General features: G+C 60.5%; 29 protein-coding genes and 1 pseudogene. 17 read left to right on the top strand and 13 right to left on the bottom strand.

Features of this window, described 5'->3' with window-relative positions:
• Nucleotides 1-10: 10 nt before the first annotated feature.
• A complete protein-coding gene (locus BLU75_RS27515) occupies nucleotides 11-184 on the top strand; it encodes a hypothetical protein (protein WP_165447446.1) in 174 nt (57 codons plus the stop codon).
• On the opposite strand, the gene BLU75_RS15830 is transcribed toward BLU75_RS27515, so the two are convergent.
• Complete coding sequence (locus BLU75_RS15830) at nucleotides 181-1,077, bottom strand: helix-turn-helix domain-containing protein (protein WP_084376888.1); 897 nt, start codon at nucleotides 1,075-1,077, stop codon at nucleotides 181-183. The two genes, BLU75_RS27515 and BLU75_RS15830, sit on opposite strands and share 4 nt — an antisense overlap.
• Before the next feature lie 188 nt (nucleotides 1,078-1,265).
• Between BLU75_RS15830 and pobA the strand changes: the two genes are divergently transcribed.
• Nucleotides 1,266-2,450, top strand: a complete 1,185-nt coding sequence (pobA, locus tag BLU75_RS15825; protein WP_172832102.1) for a 4-hydroxybenzoate 3-monooxygenase — start codon at nucleotides 1,266-1,268, stop codon at nucleotides 2,448-2,450.
• A 70-nt stretch (nucleotides 2,451-2,520) separates the two neighbouring features.
• A complete protein-coding gene (locus BLU75_RS15820) occupies nucleotides 2,521-4,038 on the top strand; it encodes an MDR family MFS transporter (protein ID WP_084377333.1) in 1,518 nt (505 codons plus the stop codon).
• 221 nt (nucleotides 4,039-4,259) lie between these two features.
• On the opposite strand, the gene BLU75_RS15815 is transcribed toward BLU75_RS15820, so the two are convergent.
• Together BLU75_RS15815 and BLU75_RS15810 are read right to left on the bottom strand one after the other, a co-directional pair.
• Nucleotides 4,260-5,096 (bottom strand): cache domain-containing protein, encoded by an 837-nt coding sequence (locus tag BLU75_RS15815; protein WP_084376885.1) that lies wholly within the window; start codon nucleotides 5,094-5,096, stop codon nucleotides 4,260-4,262.
• A 78-nt stretch (nucleotides 5,097-5,174) separates the two neighbouring features.
• Nucleotides 5,175-5,951 (bottom strand): transporter substrate-binding domain-containing protein, encoded by a 777-nt coding sequence (locus tag BLU75_RS15810; protein ID WP_084376883.1) that lies wholly within the window; start codon nucleotides 5,949-5,951, stop codon nucleotides 5,175-5,177.
• Nucleotides 5,952-6,337: 386 nt separating this feature from the next.
• Between BLU75_RS15810 and BLU75_RS15805 the strand changes: the two genes are divergently transcribed.
• From BLU75_RS15805 to BLU75_RS15775, 7 genes are all read left to right on the top strand, one after another.
• Nucleotides 6,338-7,711, top strand: coding sequence for a glutamine synthetase family protein (locus BLU75_RS15805; protein WP_090221504.1), 1,374 nt, complete (start codon nucleotides 6,338-6,340; stop codon nucleotides 7,709-7,711).
• Between the two features lie 106 nt (nucleotides 7,712-7,817).
• Nucleotides 7,818-8,498 (top strand): class I SAM-dependent methyltransferase, encoded by a 681-nt coding sequence (locus BLU75_RS15800; RefSeq protein WP_084376880.1) that lies wholly within the window; start codon nucleotides 7,818-7,820, stop codon nucleotides 8,496-8,498.
• A gap of 122 nt (nucleotides 8,499-8,620) precedes the next feature.
• On the top strand, nucleotides 8,621-9,754 hold the full coding sequence (rnd, locus tag BLU75_RS15795) for a ribonuclease D (protein ID WP_084376878.1): 1,134 nt from the start codon (nucleotides 8,621-8,623) through the stop codon (nucleotides 9,752-9,754).
• Nucleotides 9,751-10,044: a YcgL domain-containing protein gene (locus tag BLU75_RS15790; RefSeq protein WP_084376877.1), complete on the top strand. Its 294-nt coding sequence runs from the start codon at nucleotides 9,751-9,753 to the stop codon at nucleotides 10,042-10,044. The genes rnd and BLU75_RS15790 overlap by 4 nt, the downstream gene beginning before the upstream one ends.
• Before the next feature lie 119 nt (nucleotides 10,045-10,163).
• On the top strand, nucleotides 10,164-11,096 hold the full coding sequence (locus BLU75_RS15785) for a D-2-hydroxyacid dehydrogenase (protein ID WP_084376875.1): 933 nt from the start codon (nucleotides 10,164-10,166) through the stop codon (nucleotides 11,094-11,096).
• 130 nt (nucleotides 11,097-11,226) lie between these two features.
• Entirely contained in the window at nucleotides 11,227-11,676 is a 450-nt protein-coding gene (locus BLU75_RS15780; RefSeq protein WP_084376874.1) for a YcgN family cysteine cluster protein, read from the top strand.
• Between the two features lie 12 nt (nucleotides 11,677-11,688).
• Nucleotides 11,689-12,927, top strand: a complete 1,239-nt coding sequence (locus BLU75_RS15775) for a M61 metallopeptidase family protein (RefSeq protein WP_084376872.1) — start codon at nucleotides 11,689-11,691, stop codon at nucleotides 12,925-12,927.
• Between the two features lie 155 nt (nucleotides 12,928-13,082).
• Here the strand turns inward: BLU75_RS15775 and BLU75_RS15770 are convergent, their stop codons facing one another.
• From BLU75_RS15770 to BLU75_RS15755, 4 genes are all read right to left on the bottom strand, one after another.
• Entirely contained in the window at nucleotides 13,083-13,433 is a 351-nt protein-coding gene (locus tag BLU75_RS15770) for a YgaP family membrane protein (protein ID WP_084376871.1), read from the bottom strand.
• A gap of 69 nt (nucleotides 13,434-13,502) precedes the next feature.
• Entirely contained in the window at nucleotides 13,503-13,970 is a 468-nt protein-coding gene (locus tag BLU75_RS15765; RefSeq protein WP_084376870.1) for an RNA methyltransferase, read from the bottom strand.
• 95 nt (nucleotides 13,971-14,065) lie between these two features.
• Complete coding sequence (locus BLU75_RS15760; protein ID WP_084376869.1) at nucleotides 14,066-14,440, bottom strand: YajD family HNH nuclease; 375 nt, start codon at nucleotides 14,438-14,440, stop codon at nucleotides 14,066-14,068.
• A gap of 85 nt (nucleotides 14,441-14,525) precedes the next feature.
• Nucleotides 14,526-15,212, bottom strand: a complete 687-nt coding sequence (locus tag BLU75_RS15755; RefSeq protein ID WP_084376868.1) for a spermidine synthase — start codon at nucleotides 15,210-15,212, stop codon at nucleotides 14,526-14,528.
• An 81-nt stretch (nucleotides 15,213-15,293) separates the two neighbouring features.
• On the opposite strand from BLU75_RS15755, the gene BLU75_RS15750 reads away from it, so the two are divergent.
• Entirely contained in the window at nucleotides 15,294-15,584 is a 291-nt protein-coding gene (locus tag BLU75_RS15750) for a hypothetical protein (protein WP_084376867.1), read from the top strand.
• Here BLU75_RS15750 and BLU75_RS15745 read toward each other — a convergent pair.
• Nucleotides 15,581-17,635, bottom strand: coding sequence for a S9 family peptidase (locus tag BLU75_RS15745; RefSeq protein ID WP_090221503.1), 2,055 nt, complete (start codon nucleotides 17,633-17,635; stop codon nucleotides 15,581-15,583). The genes BLU75_RS15750 and BLU75_RS15745 overlap by 4 nt on opposite strands.
• Before the next feature lie 21 nt (nucleotides 17,636-17,656).
• Between BLU75_RS15745 and BLU75_RS15740 the strand changes: the two genes are divergently transcribed.
• From BLU75_RS15740 to BLU75_RS15730, 3 genes are read left to right on the top strand one after another with little or no spacing between them, the layout of a single operon-like run.
• Nucleotides 17,657-18,205 carry an MFS transporter gene (locus BLU75_RS15740; protein WP_084376865.1) on the top strand — a complete coding sequence of 183 codons (549 nt, stop codon included), beginning with the start codon at nucleotides 17,657-17,659 and terminating at the stop codon, nucleotides 18,203-18,205.
• Nucleotides 18,206-18,235: 30 nt separating this feature from the next.
• Nucleotides 18,236-19,012 carry a class II glutamine amidotransferase gene (locus BLU75_RS15735; protein WP_084376864.1) on the top strand — a complete coding sequence of 259 codons (777 nt, stop codon included), beginning with the start codon at nucleotides 18,236-18,238 and terminating at the stop codon, nucleotides 19,010-19,012.
• 11 nt (nucleotides 19,013-19,023) lie between these two features.
• Nucleotides 19,024-19,566, top strand: coding sequence for a DUF2937 family protein (locus tag BLU75_RS15730; RefSeq protein ID WP_084376863.1), 543 nt, complete (start codon nucleotides 19,024-19,026; stop codon nucleotides 19,564-19,566).
• A gap of 107 nt (nucleotides 19,567-19,673) precedes the next feature.
• On the opposite strand, the gene BLU75_RS15725 is transcribed toward BLU75_RS15730, so the two are convergent.
• Nucleotides 19,674-20,612, bottom strand: coding sequence for a LysR family transcriptional regulator (locus BLU75_RS15725; protein WP_090221502.1), 939 nt, complete (start codon nucleotides 20,610-20,612; stop codon nucleotides 19,674-19,676).
• A 178-nt stretch (nucleotides 20,613-20,790) separates the two neighbouring features.
• Here BLU75_RS15725 and BLU75_RS15720 point away from each other — a divergent pair, with 178 nt between their 5' ends.
• The 3 genes from BLU75_RS15720 to BLU75_RS15710 are packed head-to-tail and all read left to right on the top strand — an operon-like array spanning nucleotide 20,791 to nucleotide 23,155.
• Nucleotides 20,791-21,534 (top strand): 5-oxoprolinase subunit PxpA, encoded by a 744-nt coding sequence (locus BLU75_RS15720; protein ID WP_084376861.1) that lies wholly within the window; start codon nucleotides 20,791-20,793, stop codon nucleotides 21,532-21,534.
• Nucleotides 21,531-22,235: a 5-oxoprolinase subunit B family protein gene (locus BLU75_RS15715; RefSeq protein WP_084376860.1), complete on the top strand. Its 705-nt coding sequence runs from the start codon at nucleotides 21,531-21,533 to the stop codon at nucleotides 22,233-22,235. The genes BLU75_RS15720 and BLU75_RS15715 overlap by 4 nt, the downstream gene beginning before the upstream one ends.
• A complete protein-coding gene (locus BLU75_RS15710) occupies nucleotides 22,232-23,155 on the top strand; it encodes a 5-oxoprolinase subunit C family protein (RefSeq protein WP_084376859.1) in 924 nt (307 codons plus the stop codon). The genes BLU75_RS15715 and BLU75_RS15710 overlap by 4 nt, the downstream gene beginning before the upstream one ends.
• A gap of 2 nt (nucleotides 23,156-23,157) precedes the next feature.
• Here BLU75_RS15710 and BLU75_RS27910 read toward each other — a convergent pair.
• The 4 genes and pseudogenes from BLU75_RS27910 to BLU75_RS15695 all read right to left on the bottom strand — a co-directional run.
• Nucleotides 23,158-23,248, bottom strand: a pseudogene (locus BLU75_RS27910) (outer membrane lipoprotein carrier protein LolA); the annotation flags it as partial.
• A 36-nt stretch (nucleotides 23,249-23,284) separates the two neighbouring features.
• Nucleotides 23,285-24,463 carry a vWA domain-containing protein gene (locus tag BLU75_RS15705; protein WP_084376858.1) on the bottom strand — a complete coding sequence of 393 codons (1,179 nt, stop codon included), beginning with the start codon at nucleotides 24,461-24,463 and terminating at the stop codon, nucleotides 23,285-23,287.
• A 10-nt stretch (nucleotides 24,464-24,473) separates the two neighbouring features.
• Nucleotides 24,474-25,319: an AAA family ATPase gene (locus tag BLU75_RS15700; RefSeq protein WP_029292347.1), complete on the bottom strand. Its 846-nt coding sequence runs from the start codon at nucleotides 25,317-25,319 to the stop codon at nucleotides 24,474-24,476.
• 403 nt (nucleotides 25,320-25,722) lie between these two features.
• A complete protein-coding gene (locus tag BLU75_RS15695; protein ID WP_084376857.1) occupies nucleotides 25,723-26,799 on the bottom strand; it encodes a DUF748 domain-containing protein in 1,077 nt (358 codons plus the stop codon).
• Nucleotides 26,800-26,804 lie beyond the last annotated feature (5 nt).

The raw sequence follows: 26,804 nt of genomic DNA, 5'->3' as shown, positions 1-26,804 counted from the left end.
GGTCAATGCTATGACGATCAAGACAAGAAAGTACCTGATGATTTTCGTCCTCTGCGCCGTTGCCACGGCCCTTTATGGCACGGCTGCCTACCGGGCGGAGCAGGCTCGCCTGCAACCGGGCATGGCCGCCACCTGTAACCACGGACATTGCAGCTATTCGGCGACCCTGAGCGCGTTGCGCTAACCTTTCAGGCCGGCGATCGAGTCGGCCTTCAACTGCTCCCGAAACGCTTTGGGCGAAAATCCGACGCGTCGGCGAAACAGCCGGGAGAAGTTGGTGGGATCGGAAAAGCCCAATACCTCGGACATTTCATTGATGGTCATGCTGGTGTACGTCAGCAAACGCTTGGCTTCGAGCAATTGGCGGTCGTGCATGATCTGCAACGCGGGCTGGCCCCCCAGCTCGCGGCAGGTGCCGTTAAGGTGGGAGACCGAAATGCCCAGCGTATGGGCCAAATCCTCGATCTTCGGGTGCTCGCGGTAATGCTGTTCCACCAACTGGGTGAAACGCCGGAAATACTCACGGCCGCGTGGCATCCGTGAATGACGGCGCTGGATGGCCTGTCGACTGATCCACACCAGCAGCACACTGACCACGGCGTGCATCATCATGTCCCGCGCCGGGAAATCTTCGCTGTATTCGTCCTGCAACCGCGCGAACAGGCTGTTGAGGTGATCACTGTCCTGGCCCGCTGGGTAACTGCCCACGGCACTCAAACCGTCCATCGCCGCGCCCAGTTGGCCTTGCAAATGGGCGATCAGCGGCGCGGCCAGCGTCACTACGTAGCCTTCGATATCCTCGGAAAAACGAAACCCATGCACGCACAAGGGGGGCAGCACCTGCAAGGTGGATTCGCTCAGCGTGCTGCGCTGGCCTTCGATCTCCAGTTGCGCCTGGCCTTTGTGGACATACAGCAACTGGCACAGGTCTGCATGTCGGTGGGGCTGGATTTCCCACTGATACTCACGGCTGCGCCGAGAGATGGTTTCGCAATGCAACAAATCCGGTGTCGGCCACTGTTGGTTTTCACCGTAGAGTTTGAATACTGGAATCGCGGAACTGGCAGCTCTGGTCATGGTTTCAATCCGATACTCAGGATAGTTGTGCGGTAATCGCCCTGATTGGCAAAAAGTGCAGGCTTTGGCTCAGTTTTCACCTTCTGATGCTGGCCACTCAAGTCAAAAATGCCAGCAGCACAAGCAATGACAACACTTTCACTCAATACGTTCGTGCAAAGCCACAGGCCATAAAAATAATGAAAGCGCTGAAAACCCAAGTCGCCATTATCGGTGCTGGTCCTTCGGGACTGCTGCTTGGTCAACTGCTGCACAATGCCGGGATTGAAACCCTGATTCTAGAGCGCCAGGCCCCGGATTACGTGCTCGGGCGCATCCGTGCCGGCGTATTGGAGCAGGGCATGGCCGACCTGTTGCGCCAGGCCCGCGTCGGTCAGCGCATGGATGCCGAGGGGCTTATTCATGACGGCTTCGAGCTGGCGCTGAACGGACACCGGCAACCCATCGACCTGAAATCCCTGACCGGCGGCAAAACCGTGATGATCTACGGCCAGACCGAAGTCACCCGGGATTTGATGGCGGCGCGTCAGCAATCCGGCGCGATCACCTTGTACGAAGCGCGCAATGTCCAGCCCCACGACCTCAAGAGTGAACGGCCTTGGCTGACCTTCGAGTACGCCGGCGAGCAAGTCCGCCTGGAGTGTGACTACATCGCCGGTTGCGACGGCTTCCACGGGGTGGCGCGCCAATCGATCCCGGCCGAGTCCCTGGAGATTTTCGAGCGGGTCTACCCGTTTGGCTGGCTGGGCATTCTCGCCGAGACCCCGCCGGTCCACGATGAACTGGTGTACGCCAAACACCCGCGCGGCTTTGCGTTGTGCAGCATGCGTTCGCCCACGCGCAGTCGCTATTACCTGCAAGTGCCGGCCGATGAGCCGATTGAAGAGTGGTCCGATGAGCGCTTCTGGGAGGAACTCAAGGCCCGCTTGCCAGCGGATCTGGCCGAACGACTGGTGACCGGTCCGTCCATCGAAAAAAGCATCGCGCCGTTGCGCAGTTTCGTCGTGGAACCGATGCAATATGGGCGCCTGTTCCTGCTCGGAGACGCCGCCCATATTGTGCCGCCCACCGGCGCCAAGGGTTTGAATCTGGCCGCCAGCGATGTCAGCACCTTGTTTAATATTTTGCTCAAGGTTTACCGCGAGGGACGTGTGGATTTGTTGGAACGCTACTCCTCGATCTGCTTGCGGCGGGTCTGGAAAGCCGAACGATTTTCCTGGTGGATGACCTCGATGCTGCATCAGTTTCCGCAGGCCGACGGTTTCAGCCAGCGGATTGCCGAGAGCGAACTGGCGTATTTCCTCGACTCCGAGGCCGGGCGCAAAACCATCGCGGAAAACTACGTCGGACTTCCTTACGAGGCTATCGAGTAGTTGGCTATCGAGTAAGATGACGGGCATTCCCACGGGCTTTTTTCCGTGGGCCTTGCCTGCAGGTTCAGTCGTGACTTACCTAAACTCGCCCGTCCACGTCAATCCTTCCGTGCACAGTGTCCTCGTGGCCCTGATGCTGGCGATCTTTCTCGGGGCCCTGGACCAAACCATCGTTGCTGTATCGATGCCGGCCATTTCCGCTCGATTCAACGACGTCAACCTGCTGGCGTGGGTGATTTCGGGCTACATGGTGGCAATGACGGTGGCGGTGCCGATCTACGGCAAGCTGGGTGACCTGTATGGGCGCCGGCCGATGATGCTGATCGGCATGGGGCTGTTCACCCTGGCCTCGCTGTTTTGCGCCATGGCACAAAGCATGGAGCAATTGGTGCTGGCGCGCATCCTTCAGGGCGTCGGCGCAGGCGGGATGATTTCGGTGAGCCAGGCGATCATCGGCGACATTATTCCGCCCCGCGAGCGCGGGCGTTACCAAGGCTATTTCAGCAGCATGTACGCGGTGGCCAGCGTCGCCGGACCGGTGTTGGGCGGCTACATGACGGAGTATTTGTCCTGGCGCTGGGTCTTTCTGATCAACCTGCCATTGGGCGCGGGCGCCTGGTGGGTAGCCCATCGCACGCTGGTGGGGCTGCCGGTGCCGCAACGCAAGCCGGTCATTGATTACCTTGGCACACTGTTGCTGATCATCGGCCTGACCACGCTGCTATTGGGCATCACCGAAATCGGCCAAGGCCACTCCTGGCGCGACGATCACGTGCTGGGCCGGCTGGCGTGTGCGCTGCTGGCGTTGACGCTGTTCGTCTGGCATGAACGTCGTGCGCGGGAACCCTTGCTGCCGATGCACCTGTTCGTCAACCGCAGTGCGGTGTTGTGCTGGTGCACGATTTTCGTCACCAGCTTCCAGGCCATCTCGCTGACCGTATTGATACCGCTGCGTTATCAGACAGTGACCGGCGCGGGTGCCGACAGCGCCGCGTTGCACCTGCTGCCGCTGGCCATGGGTTTGCCGATGGGCGCTTACTTTGCCGGGCGCATGACTTCGGTGACCGGTCGCTATAAACCGATGATCCTCGCCGGTGCATTGCTGAGCCCGATGGCAATCCTGGGCATGGCCTTCAGTGCTCCCCAGGCCTTGGTCTGGAGCAGTGTGTTCATGTTGCTCAGCGGGGTTGCCGCTGGCATGCAGTTCCCGACGTCCCTGGTGGGCACGCAGAATTCGGTGGCGCAGCACGACATTGGGGTTGCCACCAGCACCACCAACCTGTTCCGCTCACTCGGCGGTGCGGTGGGGGTCGCCTGCATGTCGGCCTTGCTGCTGGCGTTGTTGCAGGATTCCAGTTTCGCCAACCTTGCCCGCGGCGCGCTGGCGGCCGAGGGCAGTTCGGGGAATGTCTTGCTGGACGGTCTCAACGCTGCACCTGGCCCCGCGCAAGATGCCTTGCGCGAGGAGTTGCTGGTTACGTTTCGTCAGTTGCTGACGGTCAGCGCGGCCGTTTCACTGCTGGGGCTGGCGGCCGCGATTGCGATGCCCAACCGACTGTTGCGAGGGCGAGAGGACAAAGCTCAATAAGCAGAGGTCTCTACACAAAACTGACGAATTTCCCTGTGGCGAGCGGGCTTGTCCCGCGCGGGGCTGCTTCGCAGCCCAACGCGGGCGATGCGGCGTTCCGACAAGCCCGCTCGCCACGACAGCCCTATCTGCTTGGATTTAAGCATTGAGGCAAAGTTGTGTAGATATCTATGCTCAATAAGCCTTGGACATGCCACCGAAACCTGTCCAAACCCATGCCGTCATGGGCTGTAGTAACCCACCGCGACCAGGAAATGTCCGGTCTTACGCAGGTAGGCGTGCTTGTTTTCCACCCTGCCAGTCACCGGGTTTTTCCAGCGGTATTCATATTCGCCCTGGTCCTGTTTCTTCATCAGATCGAGGATCGGTTCACCCACCGGCTTGCCGTCCGGGTCCTTGATTCTCGCGAAGTCAGTGTTGATCAGGCGCAGGTTGGTCCCGTGGGCCACGTAGCGCCGGGTATCGAGATCGACCACGAACACGTACAGATCATCCTGTAGAAAGCCGCCCTGCAACGCGTTGATTGCCTTGAGGGTACCGGCCTGGTCTTTTTCCAGGTCCTGGACCGCCTTGTCCCGCAGCGCCTTGGCCTGTTCCGGCGAGGCCCGTGGCAGGTAATGACCCACGGCCAGAATGCGCTGGCCGATGCGTTGATAGAACACACGCTTGCGCTCGACCTTGCCGTCGTTCCAGTTCCGCCAGCGATACTCGGCTTGCTGGATGCCATCGCCTTCCGGCACCTTCAGCGCGTCCTCGAAGGATTTTTGCAGGTCCGGCCCGAGCACTTCGGAAACATCACGGCCGATCAGCGCCGATGACGGGCCGCCGCTGGCCAGCAGGATGCCTTGGGTGTCGACCACGAACACGTAGCGGTCCTTGTCGACAAATTCACCCTGGCGGCTGAAGGCGGCAAACGCCTTGTCGCCCTTGTCGTGGTAATACGCCAGGGCTTTTTCCAGCAGTGCCCTGGTTGCCTGGGCGTCCTGTTCCTGGGACAGAGTGGCCTGGCTGAAACACAGCATCAGCAGCAACCCGCTGGCTCGGAGCATTCCCGTCATTGCGCGTCCCTCGTTCTTGTTCAGTGTTTCAAGAGCGTAGACGCTTGTCGGGCGATTGGAACGGCTGGACCGAAGTGATCAAGGCGCCGCCAGCCATTGCTTGACAATAGCGTCGTACACCCCGGTGGCGGTACTCAAATGCAGCCATTGGTCGACGTAGCTTTTCCAGGCGACATCATCACGGGGCAGCATGAAGGCCTTTTCGCTGTACTGCATATAGCGCTCGGGGTTCACTGCACATAGTCCCGGCTTGAGCTTCTGTTGATAACGCGCCTCGCTGGCATCGGTGATCATCACGTCGGCCTTGCCCGCCAGCAGCTCTTCGAAAATCGTCACGTTGTCCGGGAACAGCCGCAACTGCGCCTGGCCCAGATGCGCCCTGGCGAAGATTTCATTGGTGCCGCCCGCGGGTTCGATCACCCGGACCTGAGGCTGGTTGATCTGTTCGACCGTTTGATAGCGCTGTACATCGGCGCAGCGCACCAAGGGGATTTTGCCGTCGACGTTCAGCGCCTGGCTGAAGAAGGCTTTTTTCTGCCGCTCAAGGGACACGGAGATGCCGCCGACGGCAATGTCACAGCGCTGGGCGAGGAAATCCGGCATCAGGGTTTTCCAGGTGGTGGGCACCCACTTCACCTGCACGCCCAGGCTTTTGGCCAGGGCTTCGGCCATCGCGGTATCGATGCCTTCGTAACGGCCGTCCGCCCGCAAATAGGTATAGGGCTTGTAGTCGCCGGTGGTGCAGACCGTCATTTCACCGCGCTGGAGCACCTCGTCGAGGCGCGAAGCGGAAGTCTCTGCCAGGGCAGGCAATGCCAGGCCGGTCAGCAGGCACAGGGTCAAGGGAGCTTTCATCCAGGCGGTTCCTTGGGGCATGAGCGAAGCGCCCATAGTTCCAAATGTTTAGTCCGGGTACAACCAAACTCCGTCAAGACTGAATTGAACGCCTGCATCCGGCATGTGAGGCTGGCCAGTATCTTTTCATTGTGATCCCTGCATGGACGGTTGCCCCGACATTCACCTCGAGCCATCGCCTGGCGCCGTTGCGTCAAGCCGTTTGGTCTGTCGACGGATCCGTGCGGGGGCTTTGCCCTCGGAGTTGACCTTCTGGGCGCTGTGGCATTGCCGCCATGCGCGTCCCCCGGATAACGCTTCCCTACGTTGATTGCCCCGTGGATGCCCTGTGCATCTGACCGGCAGCGCTTGTGTGCCTGCCTGACGCGAACGTATGAGAGTTTTCCATGAGCACCGCCTTTGCCTCCCTGCACGAAGCCCAGACTTTTCTTGAACAGCATCCTGATATCGAGATGTTCGAGTTGTTCATCCTCGACGGCAACGGTGTCCCGCGTGGCAAGTTGCTGCACCGTGATGAATTGCTCGCGGTGTATGAGACGGGTCGACCGCTGCCCAGTACCATCCTCGGCTTGACCATTAATGGTGACGACGTGGAAAACACCGGGCTGGTCTGGGAGGTGGGCGATATCGATTGTCGAGCCTACCCGGTCAGCGGCAGTTTGCAGCGCATGCCGTGGCGGCTGATCCCAACCGCAGCGGTGCAGGTCAGCATGCATCCCGAAGAAGGCATGCCGGCCACCGTGGCCGATCCCCGGCACTTGCTGGCCAACGTCATTGAAGGGCTCAAGGCCGACGGTTACTACCCGGTCATGGCGGCCGAGCTGGAGTTCTATCTGCTCGACCAGAAGCCCGACAGCCATGGCCGACCACAACCGGCGCGGGATGTGGATGGCGGTCGCCCGCGCTCGACCCAGGTCTACGGCCTGCGGGAACTGGAGCAGATCGAACCGTTTCTCGCCGACCTGTACAACGCCTGCAAACTGCAGGGCATTCCCGCGCGCACGGCGATTTCCGAATACGCCCCGGGGCAGGTGGAAATCACCCTGGAACACCGCCACGATGCCTTGCAAGCCATGGACGAAGCCGTGCGTTACAAGCGCCTGGTCAAGGGTGTGGCGCATAAACACGGGATGACCGCGTGCTTCATGGCCAAGCCGTTCGACGATCTCGCAGGCACCGGCATGCACATGCACGTCAGTCTGGCAGATGCCGAGGGCAACAATCTGTTTGCCAGCGAAGCGCCAGACGGTACGCCGCTGCTGCGCCAGGCGGTTGGCGGCATGCTCAGTACGTTACTCGACTCACTGCTGATGTTTTGCCCCAACGCCAACTCTTACCGGCGCTTCCAGAGCAACAGCTACGCGCCGCTGGCAGCGACCTGGGGCGTCGACAATCGCACCGTCAGCCTGCGGGTGCCCGGTGGCCCGGCGCTTTCCCGACATATCGAACACCGGATCTGTGGGGCCGATGCCAACCCTTATCTGGCGGCGGCAGCGATTCTGGCGGGCATCCATCGTGGCATTCGCGAACGCCGCGATCCTGGGGCCCCGGTGGAGGGCAACGGGTATGCGCAGGCCACGGAGTTGCTGCCCTGCGACTGGTTGACCACTTTGCGTGCCCTCGAAGGTTCGGACTGGGCCCGCGAAGCCTTTGGGCCAGAATTTCTGAGGGTGTACCTGGCGGTCAAGCGTGCCGAATACCGCCAGTTCATGGGCGAGGTGAGTGAGCAGGACTGGCGCTGGTACCTGCATCAGGCTTGATCTGGTAGGGACGGACGGTGAGTGTTTCGACCTTTTTTTCACGCGGCGATGGGTAAGCTGGGTCTTCCTGGTCCGTTTACACCGATTCATACACAAGAGTCTTGTGATGCCGTCACCCTCCCTAACATCCATCGAGGCTGAATTCGCCGAGCGCTGTGACCGTGAGCACGCTCGGACTTGTACTGACACACGTCCACAGGGGTGGCTGCGGCGTCTGTGGTTGTGGCGTGATGAGCGCCTGGTGCGCCAGGCGTTGAAAGTGGCAGGCGAGCCGGGGCTGGTATTGGACCTGGCGTGTGGGCCAGGGCGTTTCTGGCCAGTGTTGGCTGAACACGGTAATCGGGTGATCCTGGCCTCGGACCTGTCCCAGGAGAGGCTGGACCACGCCCGGGTTCACCATGCTCCAGTGCTGCTGCGGCGGGTCAAGACCTTCAAGGGCTCGGCGTTTTCCGTGGACCTGTCGGCGAATGCGGTGGACTGCATTTTTTGCCTGGAGTTGTTTCGGCATGTGCCCGTTGCCGAGGCTCGGCGGGTGCTTCTGCAGGAGTTTCATCGGGTCAGCCGCGACACGGTGATTGTCTCGGTCAACAGTGATTCCTTTCAGCGCGCCGCCCGACAGCACAGCGCCTCCCGCGAGCCAGCCACTGCGCTGGCAGAGCCCCCGGTGAGTTTCCGGGCGCAGGTGGAGGCCGAATTCAGGCAAGCCGGTTTCAATATTCTCAACCAGCAAGAGTTCCTGCCCGGTTCAACCTTGTGGCGGGTTTATGTGCTGCGTAAGAGAAGGTAAGTCGAATTCGTAGGTAAATTCCTGGTCTTATGTCGGAGTTTTCATGATTGCTGGCGTACTGCGGGTGCTCGAATGTCCCTCCGGCGATATATACTGCGCGCCATTCTTCAAGGGAGAGCCGTGTGGCCATCGATATTCACTGGATCTGCGACAACGATAGCCTCGGCCAACATTGCGCCGAATGGCAGCAGTTGCCATTCGTCGCCCTCGACACCGAATTCATGCGGGTCGATACCTTCTATCCCATCGCCGGGCTGATCCAGATCGGGGACGGTGTACGCGCTTATCTGATCGATCCCCTGACCATCGATAACTGGCAGCCCCTGGCCGCCTTGCTGGAAAACCCGGCGGTGATCAAGGTGGTCCATGCGTGCAGCGAAGACCTGGAAGTGCTGTTGCGCCTCACGGGTAGCCTGCCGGTGCCGTTGTTCGACACGCAACTGGCGGCGGCTTACCTGAACCTGGGTTTCTCCATGGGCTACTCACGCCTGGTGCAAGCGGTACTCGCTATCGAGTTGCCCAAGGGCGAGACCCGTTCGGACTGGCTGCAGCGGCCATTGTCCGAGACCCAAATCAGCTATGCCGCCGAAGACGCCGTGCACCTGGCCGAAGTCTATATCCGCCTGCGCCCGCAACTGTCCGAGGATAAATACGCCTGGGTCCTGGAAGATGGCGCCGAACTGGTCGCCAATCTGCGCCGGGATGTCGACCCCTACGAGGTGTATCGCGACGCCAAGCTGGCCTGGAAACTGTCACGCGCGCAACTCGCTGTATTGCGCGAGCTGTGCGCCTGGCGCGAGCAGCAGGCCCGTGCCCGCGACCTGCCGCGCAACCGTATTGTGCGCGAACACGCGTTATGGCCCCTGGCCAAATCCCAGCCGGATAATCTTGCCGCGCTGGGCAAAATCGAAGACATGCACCCGCGTACCGTGCGCCAGGACGGCGAGTTTCTGCTGGACCTGATCAAGCGTGCCGCCAGTGTGCCCATGGATCAGTGGCCACCGGCCGTGCCTGAGCCGCTGCCGGTTGACGCTGCTGCGTTGATCAAGCAACTGCGCGCCCTTGGCCAGGCGTTCGCCGAGCGCCTGGACATGGCCCCGGAGCTGATGCTGCGCAAGAAAACCCTCGAAGCACTGGTCAAGAGTGGCTATCCCGAGGGGCCTTACCAATTGCCTGACTCGCTGCGTGGCTGGCGCCGCGAGCTCATGGGCCAGGCGCTGCTGGACAGCCTGGCCACTGCCGGAGAACAGCCTTGAAACGTATTTGCTCCATTTATCGCAGCCTGAAAAAAAACGAGATGTACCTCTACGTGCTGAAAAGCGATGCCCTGGAGCGAGTCCCGGAAACCCTGCTGGCCGCGTTCGGCAAGCCTCACCACGCGTTTGACCTGGTCCTGAGCCCCGAACGCAAGCTGTCGCGCGAAGACATCGACGTGGTCCTGGAAAACCTCGAAAAGCAGGGCTACCACCTGCAAATGCCGCCGGCCGAGGACGAGTACATCGAACACTTGCCCGAAGAGCTGCTGCGCCGTAATGACCCGATGTGATCGGTAAGTACACCGGCCGGTGTACGCTCATCAATGGAATCGAATGACCCGGCGGCCCCGAGACGTGCAGTGAATCTGTCGCCGGCGGCCGCTCGTACTGTTTTTGAAAGGTTTGAACCATGCGCGTTCTGATTGCAGAACAGGACCACCCGCTGTATGCCCGACTGCTGCGCGAAGCAGCGCCGGATCTCGAAGTCTTGACCAGCGGCGACTCGGCCCAACTGTCGCGTCTGGCCGCTGATTGCCCGGTGTGGCTGGGCCAACCGGATCTGTTGGCGACCCTGCTGCGCCAGGGGCATCACCCCAAATGGCTGCAATCGACCTGGGCGGGCATTACGCCGCTGCTGGCTGACGGCTTGCCACGGGATTATCGATTGACGCGTGCCGTGGGCATTTATGGCCAGGTGATGGCCGAGTACGTGCTTACCTACATGCTCGGCCACGAGCGAGAGGTGCTTGCACGGCTGGTCAGCCAGGTCGAGCGCAAGTGGGACAACCGCTTGGGCCAGAGCCTGGCGGGACGCAAGGTGCTGATCGTCGGTACCGGCGATATCGGCCGCAGCGTGGCGCAGTTTCTGCTGCCGTTTGGCGTCGAGCTGTACGGTATCGCCAGTGAAGCTCGGGAACAGTCGCCCTTTGTCGAAGTGGCGGGGCTGGATCAACTGGGACGGTTGGTCGCGGAGGTGGACTATGTGATCAACCTGCTGCCCAACACGCCGGACACCCATGACTTGTACGATGCGGCACTGTTCAAGCAGTTCAAGCCGACCGGCCTGTTCATCAACGTCGGGCGCGGCGTGGCGGTGGTGGATGCTGATCTGGTGGAGGCCCTTAAAGAAGGACATCTGGCCGGTGCGGTGATCGACGTATGCCGGCAGGAGCCGTTGCCGCAGCGCCATCCGTTCTGGACTGCCTGGGGCTTGCTGCTGACCGGACACAGCTCGGCGCCGACCTGCCCACGCATGATGGTGGCGTTGTTTGTCGACAACGTGCGGGCGTATCAGGCCAAGGCGCCGTTGCGTGGCGAAGTGAGTTTCGAGCGCGGTTACTGACCGCCGCGCCAGAGGGTTCCGGCCGAGTCGGTGCCAACGCATGTCATACCGGCAGTCGCAAGCGCTTGGCCCCACGTGGCTTGGGCACTAGACTGACGGCTTTCTCACCGTCCGATATTGATGTAGAACCATGGCCGCCAAAGTCGAACCTTTCTGGATACGTAAAACCCTTGAGCACCTCGACCAGGAGGAATGGGAGTCGCTGTGTGACGGCTGCGGCCTGTGCTGTTTGCAAAAGCTTGAAGACGAAGATGACAACGCGGTCTATTACACGCGTATCGCCTGCAAACTGCTGGACCTGAAGACCTGTCAGTGCACCGACTATCCTAATCGTCGAGACTCGGTGCCTGATTGCATCCAGCTCACACCGGGCCAGGCCGATCAGTTCAAGTGGCTGCCGCCCACGTGCGGTTATCGATTGGTCAGCGAGCGCAAGGACTTGCCGCTCTGGCATCACCTGGTCTGCGGGGATCGCGACGCCGTTCACCACGAACGTATTTCCCAATCCGGGCGCATGCTCAGCGAAGGCAGTGTGGCCGAGGACGATTGGGAGGATTACCTGATTTTCCGCGCGGGCTGAGAAGGAGAGCGCATGACGATTGCACTCAAGCTGGTGGCGAGCCTGCTGTTGCTGGGGTTGAGCGCCTCGGCGTGGTCAGCGAAGAAAGTCGACCTCGATTATCACGTCAAACTGTTGCCCCAGAGTGACCAGGCCGAAGTGCGCTTGAGCCTGTCCCAGGGTTCGGCCGTGCGCAGCCTGGACTTCGCGTTGGGCCGCGATGGCGACTACAGCGATTTCAAGGCCGATGGCCTGTGGCAAATCTTGCCGGGAGCGGCTGACGGTGAACGTCGAGGCCTGTGGCAACCGAGCGCCGACAAGGCCAGCCTGACCTACCGCGTACGTTTGACTCAGGCGCGCAAAGCCGGCACCTACGAAACGCGCATCACCCCCGCTTGGGCGCTGTTTCGCGGTGACGACCTGGTGCCGTCGGCTCGCCTGGATCAGCAGGACGGTATCGAGCTGGTGTCGCGACTGACTTTCGAGCTTCCCGCAGGCTGGAAAAGCGTCGAGACCTCCTGGCCGCGGATCGGCAAGAACAAATTTCGTATCGACAATGTGTCGCGGCTGTTCGACAGGCCTACTGGCTGGATGCTCGCCGGTAACCTGGGCAGCCGCCGAGCGCGCCTGGGGGCCACCGACCTCACTGTCGCCTCGCCCAAGGGCCAGGCCATGCGCCGCATGGACGTATTGACGCTCCTGACGTTCGTCTGGCCCCAAGTGCAGGCAGCGTTCCCCCGGCACCCGGCGAAGTTGCTGGTGGTGGGGGCCAGCGACCCGATGCGCCGGGGGGCGTTCTCCGGATGGGACTCGATCTACCTCAACAGCCGCACGCCGCTGGTCAGCGAAAACGGCAGCAGTCCGTTGCTTCGTGAAGTGGTGCAAGCCATCGGCCGCTTCAATGACCATCAAGGCAGCGACTGGATCAGCGAAGGGCTGGCGCAGTATTACGCCATCGAACTGTTGCGCCGTGCCGGGGGTATCAGCGACGAGCGTTATGCAGCGATTCAGGCCTGGCTGACCAGGGAAGGCAAGGGCGTCAAGACGTTACGCGGCGAGCAGATTGATGCCGCTGGCGTGGCGCGGGCGGTGATATTGCTGCAGGAGCTGGACCGGGAAACCCGTATTAAAACCCACAACAAACGTTCACTCGACGACTTGACCCAGGCAGTGATGCGTCTGGAACGTATCAGCACCGAGGAGTTCTTGCAGATCGCCGAGAGCGTCATTGGCGAAGCGTCAGACGTACTCGACAGCAAACTCCTGCGCTAAGCCCCAACCCATTGATTAATTAACGAACTGTAGGAGCGAGCTGGCTCGCGAAAAACCTCAACGATACCGCGTGCATTCTGGATAAACGCGGCGCCTTTGAGTTTTTCGCGAGCCAGCTCGCTCCTACCGTAATTGTCAGTTGTCGGGGCGGAGCTTCAGCCTACGGTCTTGGTGGCTTTTTCGGCGGCTACTTCGGCCTGGGTCTTGAGGTTTTTCAGCTCTTCCCCGGCGCGTTCGATCTTGGTCCGCACGGTATTCATTTCTTGACGGCTTTTGTCCAGCAGCGACTTGGCCGAGCAGTGGCCGCTGATGCCGCGAGCCAATGCTGCGCCGCCGATCGCCACCTGAATCAACCCGAAAAAGCCGCCCCGGCGAATGCCTTTACCCATCATCACCACGCCGCCGGCCAGCGAGCCGATGCGCTCCCAGCCTTGGACATTTTGCGTCGGTTGGGTCTGGAAGGGCGTGGATTGAATAACAGGCTTCAGGGTTTTGCTGTCGCTCATGATCTATCTCCAACGAAGGGCCATTGATATGCAGCTGACTGCAGGCGAGCCCTGGATGTTCCCGGAAAATCAGTACTTGGGACCCGAACGGGTATTGTTGCCCTTGGCCAGGCGGTCATAGAGCACCACGTTGACGGTTGCCGCGAGGTTCATGCAGCCGGTGGTCGGGATGTACACGACGTCTTCACACCAGTCACGAATTTCCTTGTCCAGCGAGCCGTCTTCCGGACCGAAGATATACAGTGCACGGTCGGGGTGCGTGTATTCCGGGAGCGGGCGGGCACCGTCGACGAGTTCGACCGCGACCGGAATACAGCCAAGCGGCAGGATCTTTTTCAAGTCATCGATGCCGATCAGCGGAATGTCGTGGTGGACCTTCTTGGTGTCGGTAATAAAGTCCCGGGCCCGCTCATACCGTTTACCGGTGTAAAATACCGAAGCCACGCCATAGCAGCCGGCGGCGCGCATGACCGAGCCGACGTTTTCGGGGGATTTGGGGTTGTACAGGCCGATACAGCTGTAGCGTTTATTGCCCACGGGGAAGCCTTAAAAAGGCAGCATTATAGCGGCAAGCTTCAAGCTGCAAGTGAAAAGCAGAGCGGCTTTTTTCGTGCCGCTTCTCACTTCCACGTTCAGTCCTCCTTCTTCATCAACCCGGCCAACGCCGCAAAGGGGTTGTGCGTGGCCTTGGCAATCGTCGGGCTGCTGGTTGAGCCATCGCCGAAATATTGCTGGTCGGTGTAGCGCGAGTGTTCGTTGTCGTGGCAGTACAGGCACAGCAATTCCCAATTCGAGCCGTCCTGGGGATTGTCGTCATGGTTGTGATTGCGGTGATGCACCGTCAGTTCGCTCAAGCGCTTGCCGGCAAACTCGCGAGCGCAACGACCACACACGTGGGGGTACATTTTCAAGGCTTTGTCGCGGTAGCCCATTTCCCGGTCGCGCTGGGCATCGGCGAGGATGCGGTCCAGCTTGGCGGTGTGGGAGGGCGGGTTGGTCGAACTCATCATGGCGCCTGTTGTAGGGGATAGATCACGGGTTGCATTGATTCTAGCTGCTCACCGGCTAATTGGGCAGTGGTTGCCGGTCACTTCAGCCCTTGAGCTTCTCGGCGATCCAGATGGTGTGCCGGGTGCCTTTGTTGCCATGGGCGAACACCTGCACTTCTTCGGCCTTGAAACCGGCCTTGCGCAGTTTGTCGCTGAACAGTCGGTCTGCGCTGGCCGACCAGACCGCCAGTACGCCCTTGGGCCGTAGGGCCTTGGCGCAGGCGCTCAGGCCTGCCGCCGAATACAACCAGCTGTTGGCTTTTTGCGTGAGGCCTTCGGGGCCATTGTCGACGTCCAGCATGATTGCATCAAAGCCTTGTGGCTCGGCTTGCAGCACCTTGGCCACGTCTTCCATGCGGATCACGGTGCGTGGGTCGAGCAAGGGACGCCCGGATTTTTCGCCCAAGGGACCGCGATTCCACTCCACCACGCCAGGCACCAGTTCAGCGACCACCACTTCGGCGCCCTTGCCCAGATGCTTGAGCGCCGAGGCCAGGGTAAAGCCCATGCCCAGGCCGCCAATCAACACCCGTGAACCCGGCCGCCCCGCCACTTTGCGACAGGGAATCTGCGCCAGCGCGTCTTCGGAACCGTGCATGCGGGTGTTCATCAACTGTCCACCGTCACCGCCCTGGATCTTGATGACAAAATCCTCGCCGTATTCGAACAGGCACAAGGCACCGCCGTTGCCAGGAATCGGGGTGGTGTCCAGCAGAACAAAACGTTTCATTGAAATCTCATTGGGAAGGGCATTCTTGTGCAGTTGGGAGTAGCCTGACGACTGGTTTACAGTCAGGCCATGGAGCCATCGATGAAGTGCAGCATTCTAGCGGTCATTGCGTGCGGCGTGCTCACCCTGAGTGTCGCGCATGCTCAAGTGTTGCAACCGGTGCCGAATACGCCTGCGTCCACCACCGGGGCGCCGGGGACCGCAACCCCGACACCATATCCGCAAGTCACGCCGCCCACTGTGCCCAAGGCGCAAGGTGGCGGAGTGCCGTTGCTGCCGCCGATTGAAATGCCCAGGCCGCCCAAGGACCAGCCGCTGCCTGGCCTGCACCAAAGCGACAGCAAGCCGAAGACATCCGGTGCAGGGGTTTAAGCCAGACCCAGCGCCTTGAATACAAATCCATATTCGAGCGCTACATCGCGTAATCCCTGGTAACGACCGCTCATGCCGCCGTGGCCAGCACCCAATTCGGTCTTGAGCAGCAGCAGGTTGTTATCGGTTTTGCTGGCGCGCAACTTGGCCACCCATTTGGCGGCTTCCCAGTACTGCACGCGACTGTCGTTGTACCTGGCGATCACCAGTGTCGCCGGGTAGGCCTGGGCGCTGACGTTTTCGTAGGGCGCGTAGGCCTTGATCCGTGCATACACCTCGGGCTCCTGTGGATTGCCCCACTCGTCGTACTCGGTGACGGTCAGTGGCAGGTCCGGGTCGAGCATGGTGTTGAGCACATCGACGAACGGTACTTCGGCAATCGCCGCTTGAAACAGCTCCGGGCGCTGGTTGAGTACCGCACCGATCAACAATCCGCCGGCGCTGCCGCCGCTGATGACCAGTTGCCTGGCGGTGGTCAGGCCTTCGCCGATCAGGTGCTCGGCGCAGGCGATGAAGTCGCTGAAGGTGTTTTGCTTGTGTTCCTGTTTGCCGGCGCGATACCAGGCTTCGCCTAATTCGCCGCCACCGCGCACGTGCGCAATCGCGAACGCCACGCCGCGCCCCAGCAGGCTCAGGCGCGCATGGGAAAACCACGGGTCGAGGCTTGTGCCGTAGGCGCCGTAGCCGTACAGGTAAAGCGGCGTTGCCTGACCCAGTTGGTCGCGTTTGACCACCAGGCTGATCGGCACCTGGGTGCCGTCGGCGGAGGTTGCCCACAGCCGCTGGCTGACATAGTCATCGGCATTGAAGACACCCAGTACCGGGGTTTCCTTGAGCACCTGTTGCGCGCCACTGGCCAGTTCCAACTGGCGTATCTGAGCGGGGCGGTTCAAGGCTTCATAGCGCAGGCGGATCTTGTCGCTCGCAAACTCTAGGCTGTTCTGTACGTAGAGACTGTAGGCAGCGTCAGGCAATTCCACACGGTAAGCCGGGAGGCCCTGCGGATGTACCTCGATTACCGGTAGCCCGCCGATGCGCAGGCTCAAGGTCATGGCGCTGGCGTTCAGGCTGACGCCGTCGAGCATCACTTTATCGCTGTGGGAGATCAGGTTCTGCCAGTCGTCCTGTGTCGGTACGCAGCCTGTGTCGGTGGTCACGTACAGCGCGTAGTTGATGCCGTCGCGGTTGCTGCGGATAAACCAGGTCCACGCGCCGTCGAGCTTACCGTGGTCGACATCATATTCATGGTCTTCCACCCGTGGCGCGAGGCAGGTGAAAGCCTGCTCCGGCTGGTCGGCGTCCAGGGCCCATATTTCGCTGGTGGTCTTGCTGCCCAGGGACAGCAGCAATTGGCGCTCGGAACTTGAACGGTAGCAATGCATGAAGAAACGTCCGTCGGGCTCATGGAACACTTCCTCGGACGCCGTACCGTTCAGGCGATAGCGATACAGTTTGTGCGGGCGATGGGTGTCGTCCAACTCACCGAAAAACAGCGTCAGGCTGTCGTTGGCCCAGGTCATGCTGCCGTCGCAGTTTTCAAACGCCAGTTCGCTGACCTTGCCGCTGGCCAACTCCTTCACGTACAGGGTGTAAATCTCTTCGCCGCTGGTGTCCAGGCTGTAGGCCAGGCGCCGATGGTCCGGGCTGATGCTGAAGGCGCCAAGCGAGAAAAAGCCGCCGTTGGCCAGTACGTTGGGATCCAGCAGCAATTCCTCTGCGCCTTCATCGATCTGTTGGCTGTCATCGACCGGACGCGGGCAACGGTAATGACGGGCGTACTCGTCACCGGCGGTGGTGCGGGTGTAATACAGGTAAGGCCCCCAAGGGGAAGGCAAGGACAGATCGGTTTCCAGGATACGGCCCTTGATCTCTTGAAACAGCTTTTCGCGCAGGCCTTGCTGGTCCTCAAGCTGTGTCTCTTGCCAGGCATTTTCAGCCTTGAGGTAATCCAGCACTTCAACGCTGTCGCGCTCCTGCAGCCAGGCATACGGGTCTGGCCCCGTAGCCTGGCGGGCAATCGGGGCGGCATTGACGTGGGTCGATGGAGGCATGGATTACTCTCTGTGTGGCGGATGGCCGACGGCGTTGCAGCCGTGACACTGAAAAGCCGTTATCATAGCCGTCTGTTTGCCTACCTTGCCATGGACACCATGACCGAGAACGATTATCTGACCGCTTGGGGCCTGTATGCCTTTGCCGCTTTGGGCTGCCTGTTGGTGTGGTTTCGCCTGACCCGCTGGATGTGGCGTTGGTTGCGCGAACCGCTGCGGTTGCTGATGGCGGTGTTGTTGTTGAGCCCGACCATCGTCGACCCGGTAAAGGAGCAATTTGCCCCCGCCGTCGCCATCACCGCCATGGACATGCTGCTCAAGGTCGGGAATAACGCCTGGCGTGCCGTTTCCGATTTGTTCATGTACGCGATGATCGTCTTCGGCCTGTACCTGGTGTTTGTGCTGATCCGCTGGCCGATCGAGCGCGCCGCCAAGGCGCGCCGTGAGCAAAAAGCCGCCGCCGCCGCCCAGATGGCGGCCGAGCCGGCCGATGACGAGCCCTTCGCAGACGAGCGTTATGGCCGTCCGGCAGCTTCTGTCAGCAGTATGCGGGTCGAACCGCGTCTATAACCTCGTCCGCCCTGCATCGAGAGTTTTGGCATGTGTGAATTATTGGGCATGAGTGCCAACGTACCGACCGATATCGTCTTCAGCTTTACCGGCCTGATGCAGCGTGGCGGACGTACCGGCCCGCACCGCGACGGCTGGGGTATCGCTTTCTATGAGGGGCGCGGCCTGCGCCTGTTTCAGGACCCGGCCGCGAGCAGCGAATCGGAAGTCGCGCTGCTGGTGCAGCGTTATCCCATCAAAAGTGAAGTGGTGATTGGCCATATCCGCCAGGCCAACGTCGGCAAGGTGTGCCTGTCCAACACCCACCCGTTCGTTCGCGAGCTGTGGGGGCGTAACTGGTGTTTTGCGCACAACGGTCAATTGGCCGACTTCAACCCCCAGGCGACTTTTTACCGGCCGGTGGGCGATACCGATAGCGAAGCAGCCTTCTGTGACCTGCTTAACCGCGTCCGCGAGGCGTTCCCGGAACCGGTGGAGATTGAGCAGGTGCTCCCGGAGTTGATCGCGGCCTGCAGTGAGTTTCGCAGCAAAGGCGTGTTCAACTGCCTGCTCAGCGACGGCGATTGGCTGTTTTGCTATTGCTCGACCAAACTTGCACAGATCACCCGTCGTGCGCCGTTTGGTCCGGCGCGCTTGAAAGATGTCGACGTGATCGTCGACTTTCAGGCGGAAACCACCCCCAATGACGTGGTGACGGTGATTGCCACCGAACCCTTGACCGAAAACGAAACCTGGACCCGCTACGTACCGGGTCAGTGGAGCCTGTGGCGACGCGGTGAATGCGTCAGCCAGGGCACGACCGAGTAAGGACGTCGATTATGTTGCTCAGCTATCTGCGCCTGGTGCTGTTTGCCATGGGTTTGTTGGTCGGTGTGCAAGTGCCGGGGTTTGTCAGCGATTACGCCAAGCGTGTCGAAGCGCATCTGATTGAAGCGCAGACCGGCCTGCGTGGCTTTGAAAGCACCGCGCAACAGTTCTTCAAGGGCGACTTGCAGGCCTTGGTGGCCCATTACCGCGCCAGCGATGACCCGGTATTTCGCAGCGATGCCAACAGTCTCGGTACGTTGCTTGATCGCCAGGTGGCATTGGACAAGCAGTACCAGGCCATGCAAGGGCCGTGGTACATCCGCGCCCTGCAGGTCGCCGTGGCGGCCGACCCGGATATTCGCCGGGAAACCTGGGAAGGCTACAGCTATCAGATTCTCCTGACGCCCGAAGCCATGGGCTGGGGGTTGGGCGGGGCGATGCTGCTGTCGTTCGGCCTGGAATGCCTGTTCCGTCTGATCGATTGGGTGGTGCTGGGCGGCAAGCGCCTGCGCCAGAGCCGACCGATCGAAGAGCGTGACCTCAAGGGCTTGTAAGGCCTAGGTAGGGCTTGTGTGGGAGCGGGCTCGCTCGCGATAGCATCAGCTCGGGGAATCTGATCGATCGCGGCGCCTGCATCGCGAGCAAGCCCGTTGCCACAGGTTTAATCGGGCCTTTTCAGCAGGTTTGATTGGCTGAGTACCATGCGCTCTTCACCCACTTCCTCGGCATAGCGCGCCACTACGCGCTGGCACAACGCAACAATCTCCTCCACCAACTCCACCCCAACCCGCCACGACACCACCACCTGCAGGTTCGGCAAGCGCTGTGCCATGGGCAGAATTACTAACTCGCCCCGTGCCAATTCCTCGCTGACCAATACCGGCGGCAGTGCGCCGATGCCAAACCCGTCGCGCAGCAAACGAGTAATCGCCGAGACCGAGTTCACGCAGTTCATGCGTGGGGCCGGCACGCCGTGGGCCTGCATCAGGCTCAGCACGTCCTGATGCGGATGGGAGTTCTTCGAGTAGGTGATGATGCGCTCCTGAGCCAGGTCGGCGAGGGACGCGTAGTCACGGTTGTAGATCGAATGGCTGGCGACAATCCAGCCCATGGGGTGGCTGCCCAGTTCCAGGCTGCGCACGGTTTCCTGGCGCATCAGGTCGGTTTGCAGGATCAGATCGAGGAAGCCTTTTTGCAACTGGTCGCAGAGGTTCAGCGCGGTATCGGCGACCAGCTCGATTTCCACCAAAGGGAAATGATCCATCAGTTCGGTCACCAGCGGACTGAGCCACGTGTGGATCACGGTATCCATCGCGCCGATACGGATCCGTCCGACCTTGCTGCTGGTGGTTTCCAATGATTGCTTGAGCCCCTGCAGCGTGTTCATCATCTGCTCGGCATACTCGAGCACCTTCACGCCGTCCGGGGTCAGGCTCACGCCTCGGGAATCACGCAGGAACAGCTTCACTCCCAACTCGCCTTCCAGTACTGCGATGCGGCTGGAAATCGAGGCCTGGGTGGTGAACAGCTTCTCCGCGGTGAGGCGAAAACTCTTGAGGCGAGCTACCCAGACGAAGGTTTCGAGGAACTTCAAATTCATGGAATCAACTTTTTCTTATGCATGGATCGGTTTTTATTAGTTGGACGCAACGACGACTGCGCGCCAAAAATCGAGCTGTCCCACGATAAGCGTCGGCGGGGCCGGCGACAACAGCGTTGCGAGATCTTGGCAAAAGATCCCACACTACAAAAAAATAAAGCCTACAGGAGTCTTCACCGTGAGCCGCCTGCTTCTGAATTGCGACATCGGCGAGAGTTTTGGCAACTGGACCTTGGGTCTGGATGCCGAAGTCATGCCCTTCATTGACTGCGCCAATATCGCCTGCGGCTTCCATGCCGGCGACCCGAGCATCATGCGCAAAACCGTCAGCCTGGCTTTGCAACATGGCGTGCAAGTCGGCGCGCACCCGGCGTATCAAGACCTGGCGGGGTTCGGTCGGCGTTCCATGGCGTATGCGCCCCAGGAACTGCAGGACCTGTTGCACTACCAGATCGGCGCCCTCGACGGTATTTGCCGGGCCCAGGGGACACGGGTCAGCTACGTTAAACCCCATGGTGCGATGTACAACGACATGATGGCCAATCCTGCACAGCTGCGTGCGGTGATCCAGGCGGTGGCCGCCTACGACAAAAGCTTGCCGTTGATGCTGATGGCGACCCGTGACAACCGTGCGGCGCAAGCGCTGGGCGAGGAGTTTGGCGTGACGCTGTGGTTCGAAGCGTTTGCCGATCGCGCTTATGACAGCGCCGGGCATCTGCTGTCGCGACAACTGCCGGGCGCGGTGCATCACGATCCGGACAGCATCCTCCAGCAAGCCCTGACCATCGCCCGTGGTGAACCGCTCATCGCCAGTGATGGCAGCGCGTTGCGGCTACAGGCAGACACTCTGTGTGTACATGGTGATAACGCCAGTTCGGTGGCGGCCGTGCGACGTATCCGCGAGGCGTTGAAGGCCCAATGAAACCGCGGATTGAAGTGGTGGCCATCGACAGCCTGATGGTGCGTCTGTTTGAGGTGATCGCTGAAGACAACATGCCTTGGATGCTCGCCGCGACGCGTCGCTTGCGTGACGGTTTCGGCGCGGCGCTGGTGGATCTTGTGCCGTCCTACACGACCTTGATGGTGCATTACGACCTGACGGTACTAGGCCCAGGCGAGGCTCGGCAACTGATCGCCGAGGCGCTCGACGGGCTGCAGCCTGAAGCCCAGGGCAGTGGGCAATGCCATGTGCTGCCGGTGTGGTATGACCTGAGCGTCGGCCCCGAGTTGGCGTTGCTGGCTCGGCGCAGCGGCCTTGCTGTGAGCGAGGTGATTCGTCGTCACAGCCAGCATCAATATCAGGTGTTCGCCCTTGGTTTTGCTCCCGGGTTTGCTTTTATGGGGTTGGTGGAATCAACCCTGGCCACGCCGCGTCTCAATACCCCGCGTAAACGCGTGGCTGCCGGCAGCGTCGGGATTGCCGAGCGACAAACGGCTGCTTATCCACTGGAGTCCCCAGGTGGCTGGAACCTGATTGGCCGCACCCCGGCCAAGTTGTTCGACCGTGAACGTGACGGCTACAGCCTGATGCAGCCAGGCGACAGCGTGCGTTTCGAAGCCATCGACCACGCCGAGTTCATCCACCTGGGCGGCGATGATTCGCCGCTGGAGGCCCAGGTATGAGCCGCTTGCTGATCGAGGCCAGTACACCGCTGTGCCTGTTGCAGGATGCCGGACGTTTTGGTGTCAGGCATTTGGGCGTAACCCAGGGCGGCGCCCTGGATTGGGTCTCGATGTCCTGGGCCAATCGGTTGCTGGGTAATCCACTGGATGCGCCGGTGGTGGAAATCACCTTGGGCGGTTTCACTGTCCAAGCCGAAGACTATTGCATATTGGCTTTGGCCGGTGCCGATCTGGGTGCCTATATCGACGAACGCGCCATCAGCCCCGGGCGTAGTTTCATTCTGCAAACGGGCCAGCGCTTGCGTTTCACCCGGCCGTTCAGTGGCGCGCGGGCTTATCTGGCAGCCCCGGGCGGTTTTGATGCGCCCAAGGTGCTGGGCAGTTGCGCCAGCGTCGGACGCGAAGCGTTGGGCGGGCTGGACGGTTGGGGGCGGGCATTGGCCGAGGGGGCGAGTCTGGCGTATTCAGGTTCGGCCAACGGCTTGTGCGAATTACCCGTCGAGCGCTTGTTGAATCTACGGTCCGGGGCATCACTGGAGGTGATTCTCGGGGCGCAGATCGGCCAATTCAGCGGGCAGAGCGTGTTTGATGCGTTCAATACCGAGTGGACGCTGGACAGCCGCGCCGACCGCATGGGCATGCGCTTGCTGGGGACGCCGTTGCAGTACCAAGGGCCGTCGTTGATTTCTGAAGGTATCCCGCTGGGGGCGATCCAGGTCCCGCCGGATGGGCAGCCGATTGTGTTGCTCAACGATCGGCAGACCATTGGCGGTTACCCGCGGTTGGGGGCGGTGACGCCGTTGTCGCTGGCGCGCTTGGCGCAGTGCTTGCCGGGAGAGAAGATCAGGCTGGTGCCGGTGCTGCAGGAAACGGCGCATCGTCAGCACCTTGAGTATATGCAGCGATTTTCCAATCGCTGACAGCCCTGTAGGAGCGAGCTTGCTCGCGAAAAACCTGAGAGCGCCTCGGGGAGCCAGGTTTCCCGCGTCATGGTTAACGACCTTCGCGAGCAAGCTCGCTCCTACAGGCGCAAGCGGAAAACAGCTCGTCTACTTGGACAAAAAGCGCATGCCTTCTTCCAACCCGCGCAAGGTCAGCGGATACATCTGGTCCTCGATCAGGTCCCGTACGATATTGGTTGACGAGGTGTAATCCCACGTATCTTTTGGATACGGATTAATCCAGATCAACTTCTTGTACTTCTCCATGAAGCGCTGCATCCACACATACCCGGGCTCCTCGTTCCAGTGCTCGACACTGCCACCCGCCTGGGTGATTTCATACGGTGCCATCGCCGCGTCGCCGATGAAGATCACTTTGTAGTCGGCGCCGTACTTGTGCAGCAAGTCCTGGGTCGAGGTGCGTTCGGAGGTGCGGCGCAGGTTGTTCTTCCACACCGACTCATAAACGAAGTTGTGAAAGTAAAAGTACTCCAAGTGTTTGAATTCGGTCTTGCAGGCCGAAAACAGTTCCTCGCAGATCTTCACATGGGCATCCATCGAGCCACCGATATCGAACAGCAACAGCAGCTTGACTGTGTTGCGCCGTTCCGGGCGCATCTGGATATTCAGCAGGCCGGCGTCGCGGGCGGTGTGGTCGATGGTGCCATCAATGTCCAGCTCTTCCGCCGCGCCCTGGCGCGCAAACTTGCGCAGGCGGCGCAGGGCCACTTTGATATTGCGCGTGCCGAGTTCGACCGAATCGTCGAGGTTCTTGTACTCGCGCTGGTCCCAGACTTTGACCGCCTTGCCCTGGCGCTTGCCGGCATCCCCCACGCGAATGCCTTCGGGGTTGAAACCGCCGGAGCCGAACGGGCTGGTGCCCCCGGTGCCGATCCACTTGTTGCCGCCGGCGTGGCGCTCCTTCTGTTCTTCCAGACGTTTCTTGAATGCTTCGATCAGTTCGTCCAGGCCGCCGAGGGACTGGATCTGCGCTCGCTCTTCATCACTCAACGAGCGCTCGAACTCCTTGCGCAGCCAGTCTTCGGGAATCAGCGCCTGCAAATGATCGTCGAGTTTTTCCAAACCCTTGAAATACGCACCGAATGCCCGGTCGAACTTGTCGAAATGGCGCTCGTCCTTCACCAGAATCGCCCGGGACAAGTAGTAGAATTCATCCATGTCGGCGAAGGTCACCCGTTGTTTCAGGGCGTTGATCAAGTCCAGCAGTTCGCGCACCGAGACCGGCACTTTGGCTGCGCGCATTTCGTTGAACAGGTTGAGCAGCATGGCAAGGTCCTTATCGAGTGCCGCGACGGCTCATGAACGCCAGGCGTTCAAGCAGTTGCACATCCTGTTCGTTCTTCACCAGGGCGCCGGCCAGCGGTGGGATGGCCTTGGTCGGATCACGTTCGCGCAACACTGCTTCGCCGATGTTGTCGGCCATTAGCAGCTTGAGCCAATCGACCAGTTCGGAGGTGGAGGGTTTTTTCTTCAGGCCCGGTACCTTGCGCACGTCGAAAAACACGTCGAGTGCTTCGCTGACCAGGTCTTTCTTGATGTCGGGGTAATGCACATCGACGATTTTCTGCAGGGTAGTGCGATCGGGGAAGGCGATGTAATGGAAGAAGCAGCGGCGCAGGAACGCATCCGGCAGTTCTTTCTCGTTGTTGGAGGTAATGATGATGATCGGGCGTTTCTTGGCCTTGATGGTCTCGTCGATTTCGTAGACGTAGAACTCCATCTTGTCGAGTTCTTGCAGCAGGTCGTTGGGGAACTCGATATCGGCCTTGTCGATCTCATCAATCAACAGGATCACCCGCTCCTCGGACTCGAACGCCTCCCAGAGCTTGCCTTTCTTCAGGTAATTGCGCACATCGTGAACCTTGTCCACGCCCAGTTGCGAATCCCGCAGGCGGCTGACCGCATCGTACTCGTACAAACCCTGGTGAGCTTTGGTGGTGGACTTGATATGCCAGGTGATCAATCTGGCACCGAAGGATTCGGCCAGTTGCTCGGCGAGCATGGTCTTGCCCGTGCCCGGTTCGCCCTTGACCAGCAACGGGCGCTCCAGGGTGATGGCGGCGTTGACGGCCAGTTTCAGGTCATCAGTGGCAACGTAGGCCTGGGTGCCTTCGAACTTCATCGGTTATTCCTCGAAATCAGCAATGTCCGACTATACCGCGTGGCCTCGGCGACTGTGAACGCAGACGGGTTATTCAGTCTCTGAATGGCCGGTCACGCTCAACTGTGCTTGCAACGCTGTTCATTTAAGAAAGTCGCGTGCCAAACACTATCCAGTGGAGAGGAGGCTTGTCTGTGGCGAGGGGGCTTGTCCCCCGTTGGGCTGCGCAGCGGCCCCAATTAAAGAAGGATGCGGTGTATCAGGCAGTCCTCAGCGGCTGGTTTTTGGGGCTGCTGCGCAGCCCAACGGGGGACAAGCCCCCTCGCCACAGGACAAGCCCCTAGCCACAGACTTACTCCATCAAGCCCTATCGCAGACAAGCCTCGCCACAGTGGTTCAGCCTTGCTTGACCAGGATTGCCTTTTCACTCCGCGCTGGGCTTGGGCTGTTCATAACGGGCGTTGAACGCCTGAATGAAACCATTACGTAAAATCTGCAAAAACGCCTGGAACGCGCTGATATCTTGCTGATGCACGCTGCCACTCAATTCCACGCGGGTGGCAAACTGGTTTTTGCTCTGGTTTTTCAGCAGCGTTTCGCCGGCGCCCACCACCGCCTCCCAGATCGAGCGGAAAATCCCCTTGTCCTTGTCTTCCACGTCCTGCTGCCAGTCGAATACCTCGACGTCGCGCAGCAACGGCTTGATGTAGCCAGTGAGCTGCGCATTCTCGGCCTGGGCTTCGATCACTACGTCGCCGGTACCCGCTTTGAAGTCGAATTTGCCATAGGCCGCGGCGAAGTCATTCATGCGCTTGAGTTGGATGTCACGGGCGCGCAAGCGGAAGTCGAAGTCTTCGAAATCGCTCAGCGGGTCGAAGGTGGCGCTGGCTTCGAGAGGTGCATGTCCGAGCAGCAGGGCTTTACCCTCGAAACGTGCATCACGCTTGCCCTCGACATCCACCACGTTTGTCAGGTTGTAGAGGCTGGCGTTGACGTCGGTGGCGCCGATATTGACCGGGGGTTTTGAGCTGAAGTTACGGAAGGTGATTTTTCCGTCATTGATGCGTACTTCGTTGAGGGTGATGGGGAGGAGCTTGGCCAACTGTTCGCGCCAATCGGTGCCGCGACCTGTCTGGGAGGCCTGCTTATTGGCGCCGCCGTCGACGAAATTCACTTCAGGCTTGATGAATTGCACCTCGGCCACGACCGCCTGGTCGTACCACAACGAATGCCAGCTCACGGCCAGGTCGATCTGCGGCGCATCGACGAACGGCACTGGGACCTTGCCGTCGACCTTGACGATCTGCAGGCCGTTTATCCGATAGGCTCCGCGCCACAGGGCCAGATCTACATCGGTGATCTGGCCCCGGTAGTCGCCCATGTCGGCGAGTTTTTCATTCAAGTAGTCGCGCACCAGATACGGTAGGGCGATGTTCAGTATGACAAGCAAGACCACTAGCCCGGCGACGGTCACTAACGGCCAACTGTAGCGACGTTTCATAAGAG

The sequence above is a fragment of the Pseudomonas mucidolens genome, from assembly GCF_900106045.1.
In the GTDB taxonomy this organism is placed as follows: Bacteria; Pseudomonadota; Gammaproteobacteria; order Pseudomonadales; family Pseudomonadaceae; genus Aquipseudomonas; species Aquipseudomonas mucidolens.
This window is presented reverse-complemented; position numbering and strand designations above follow the sequence as displayed.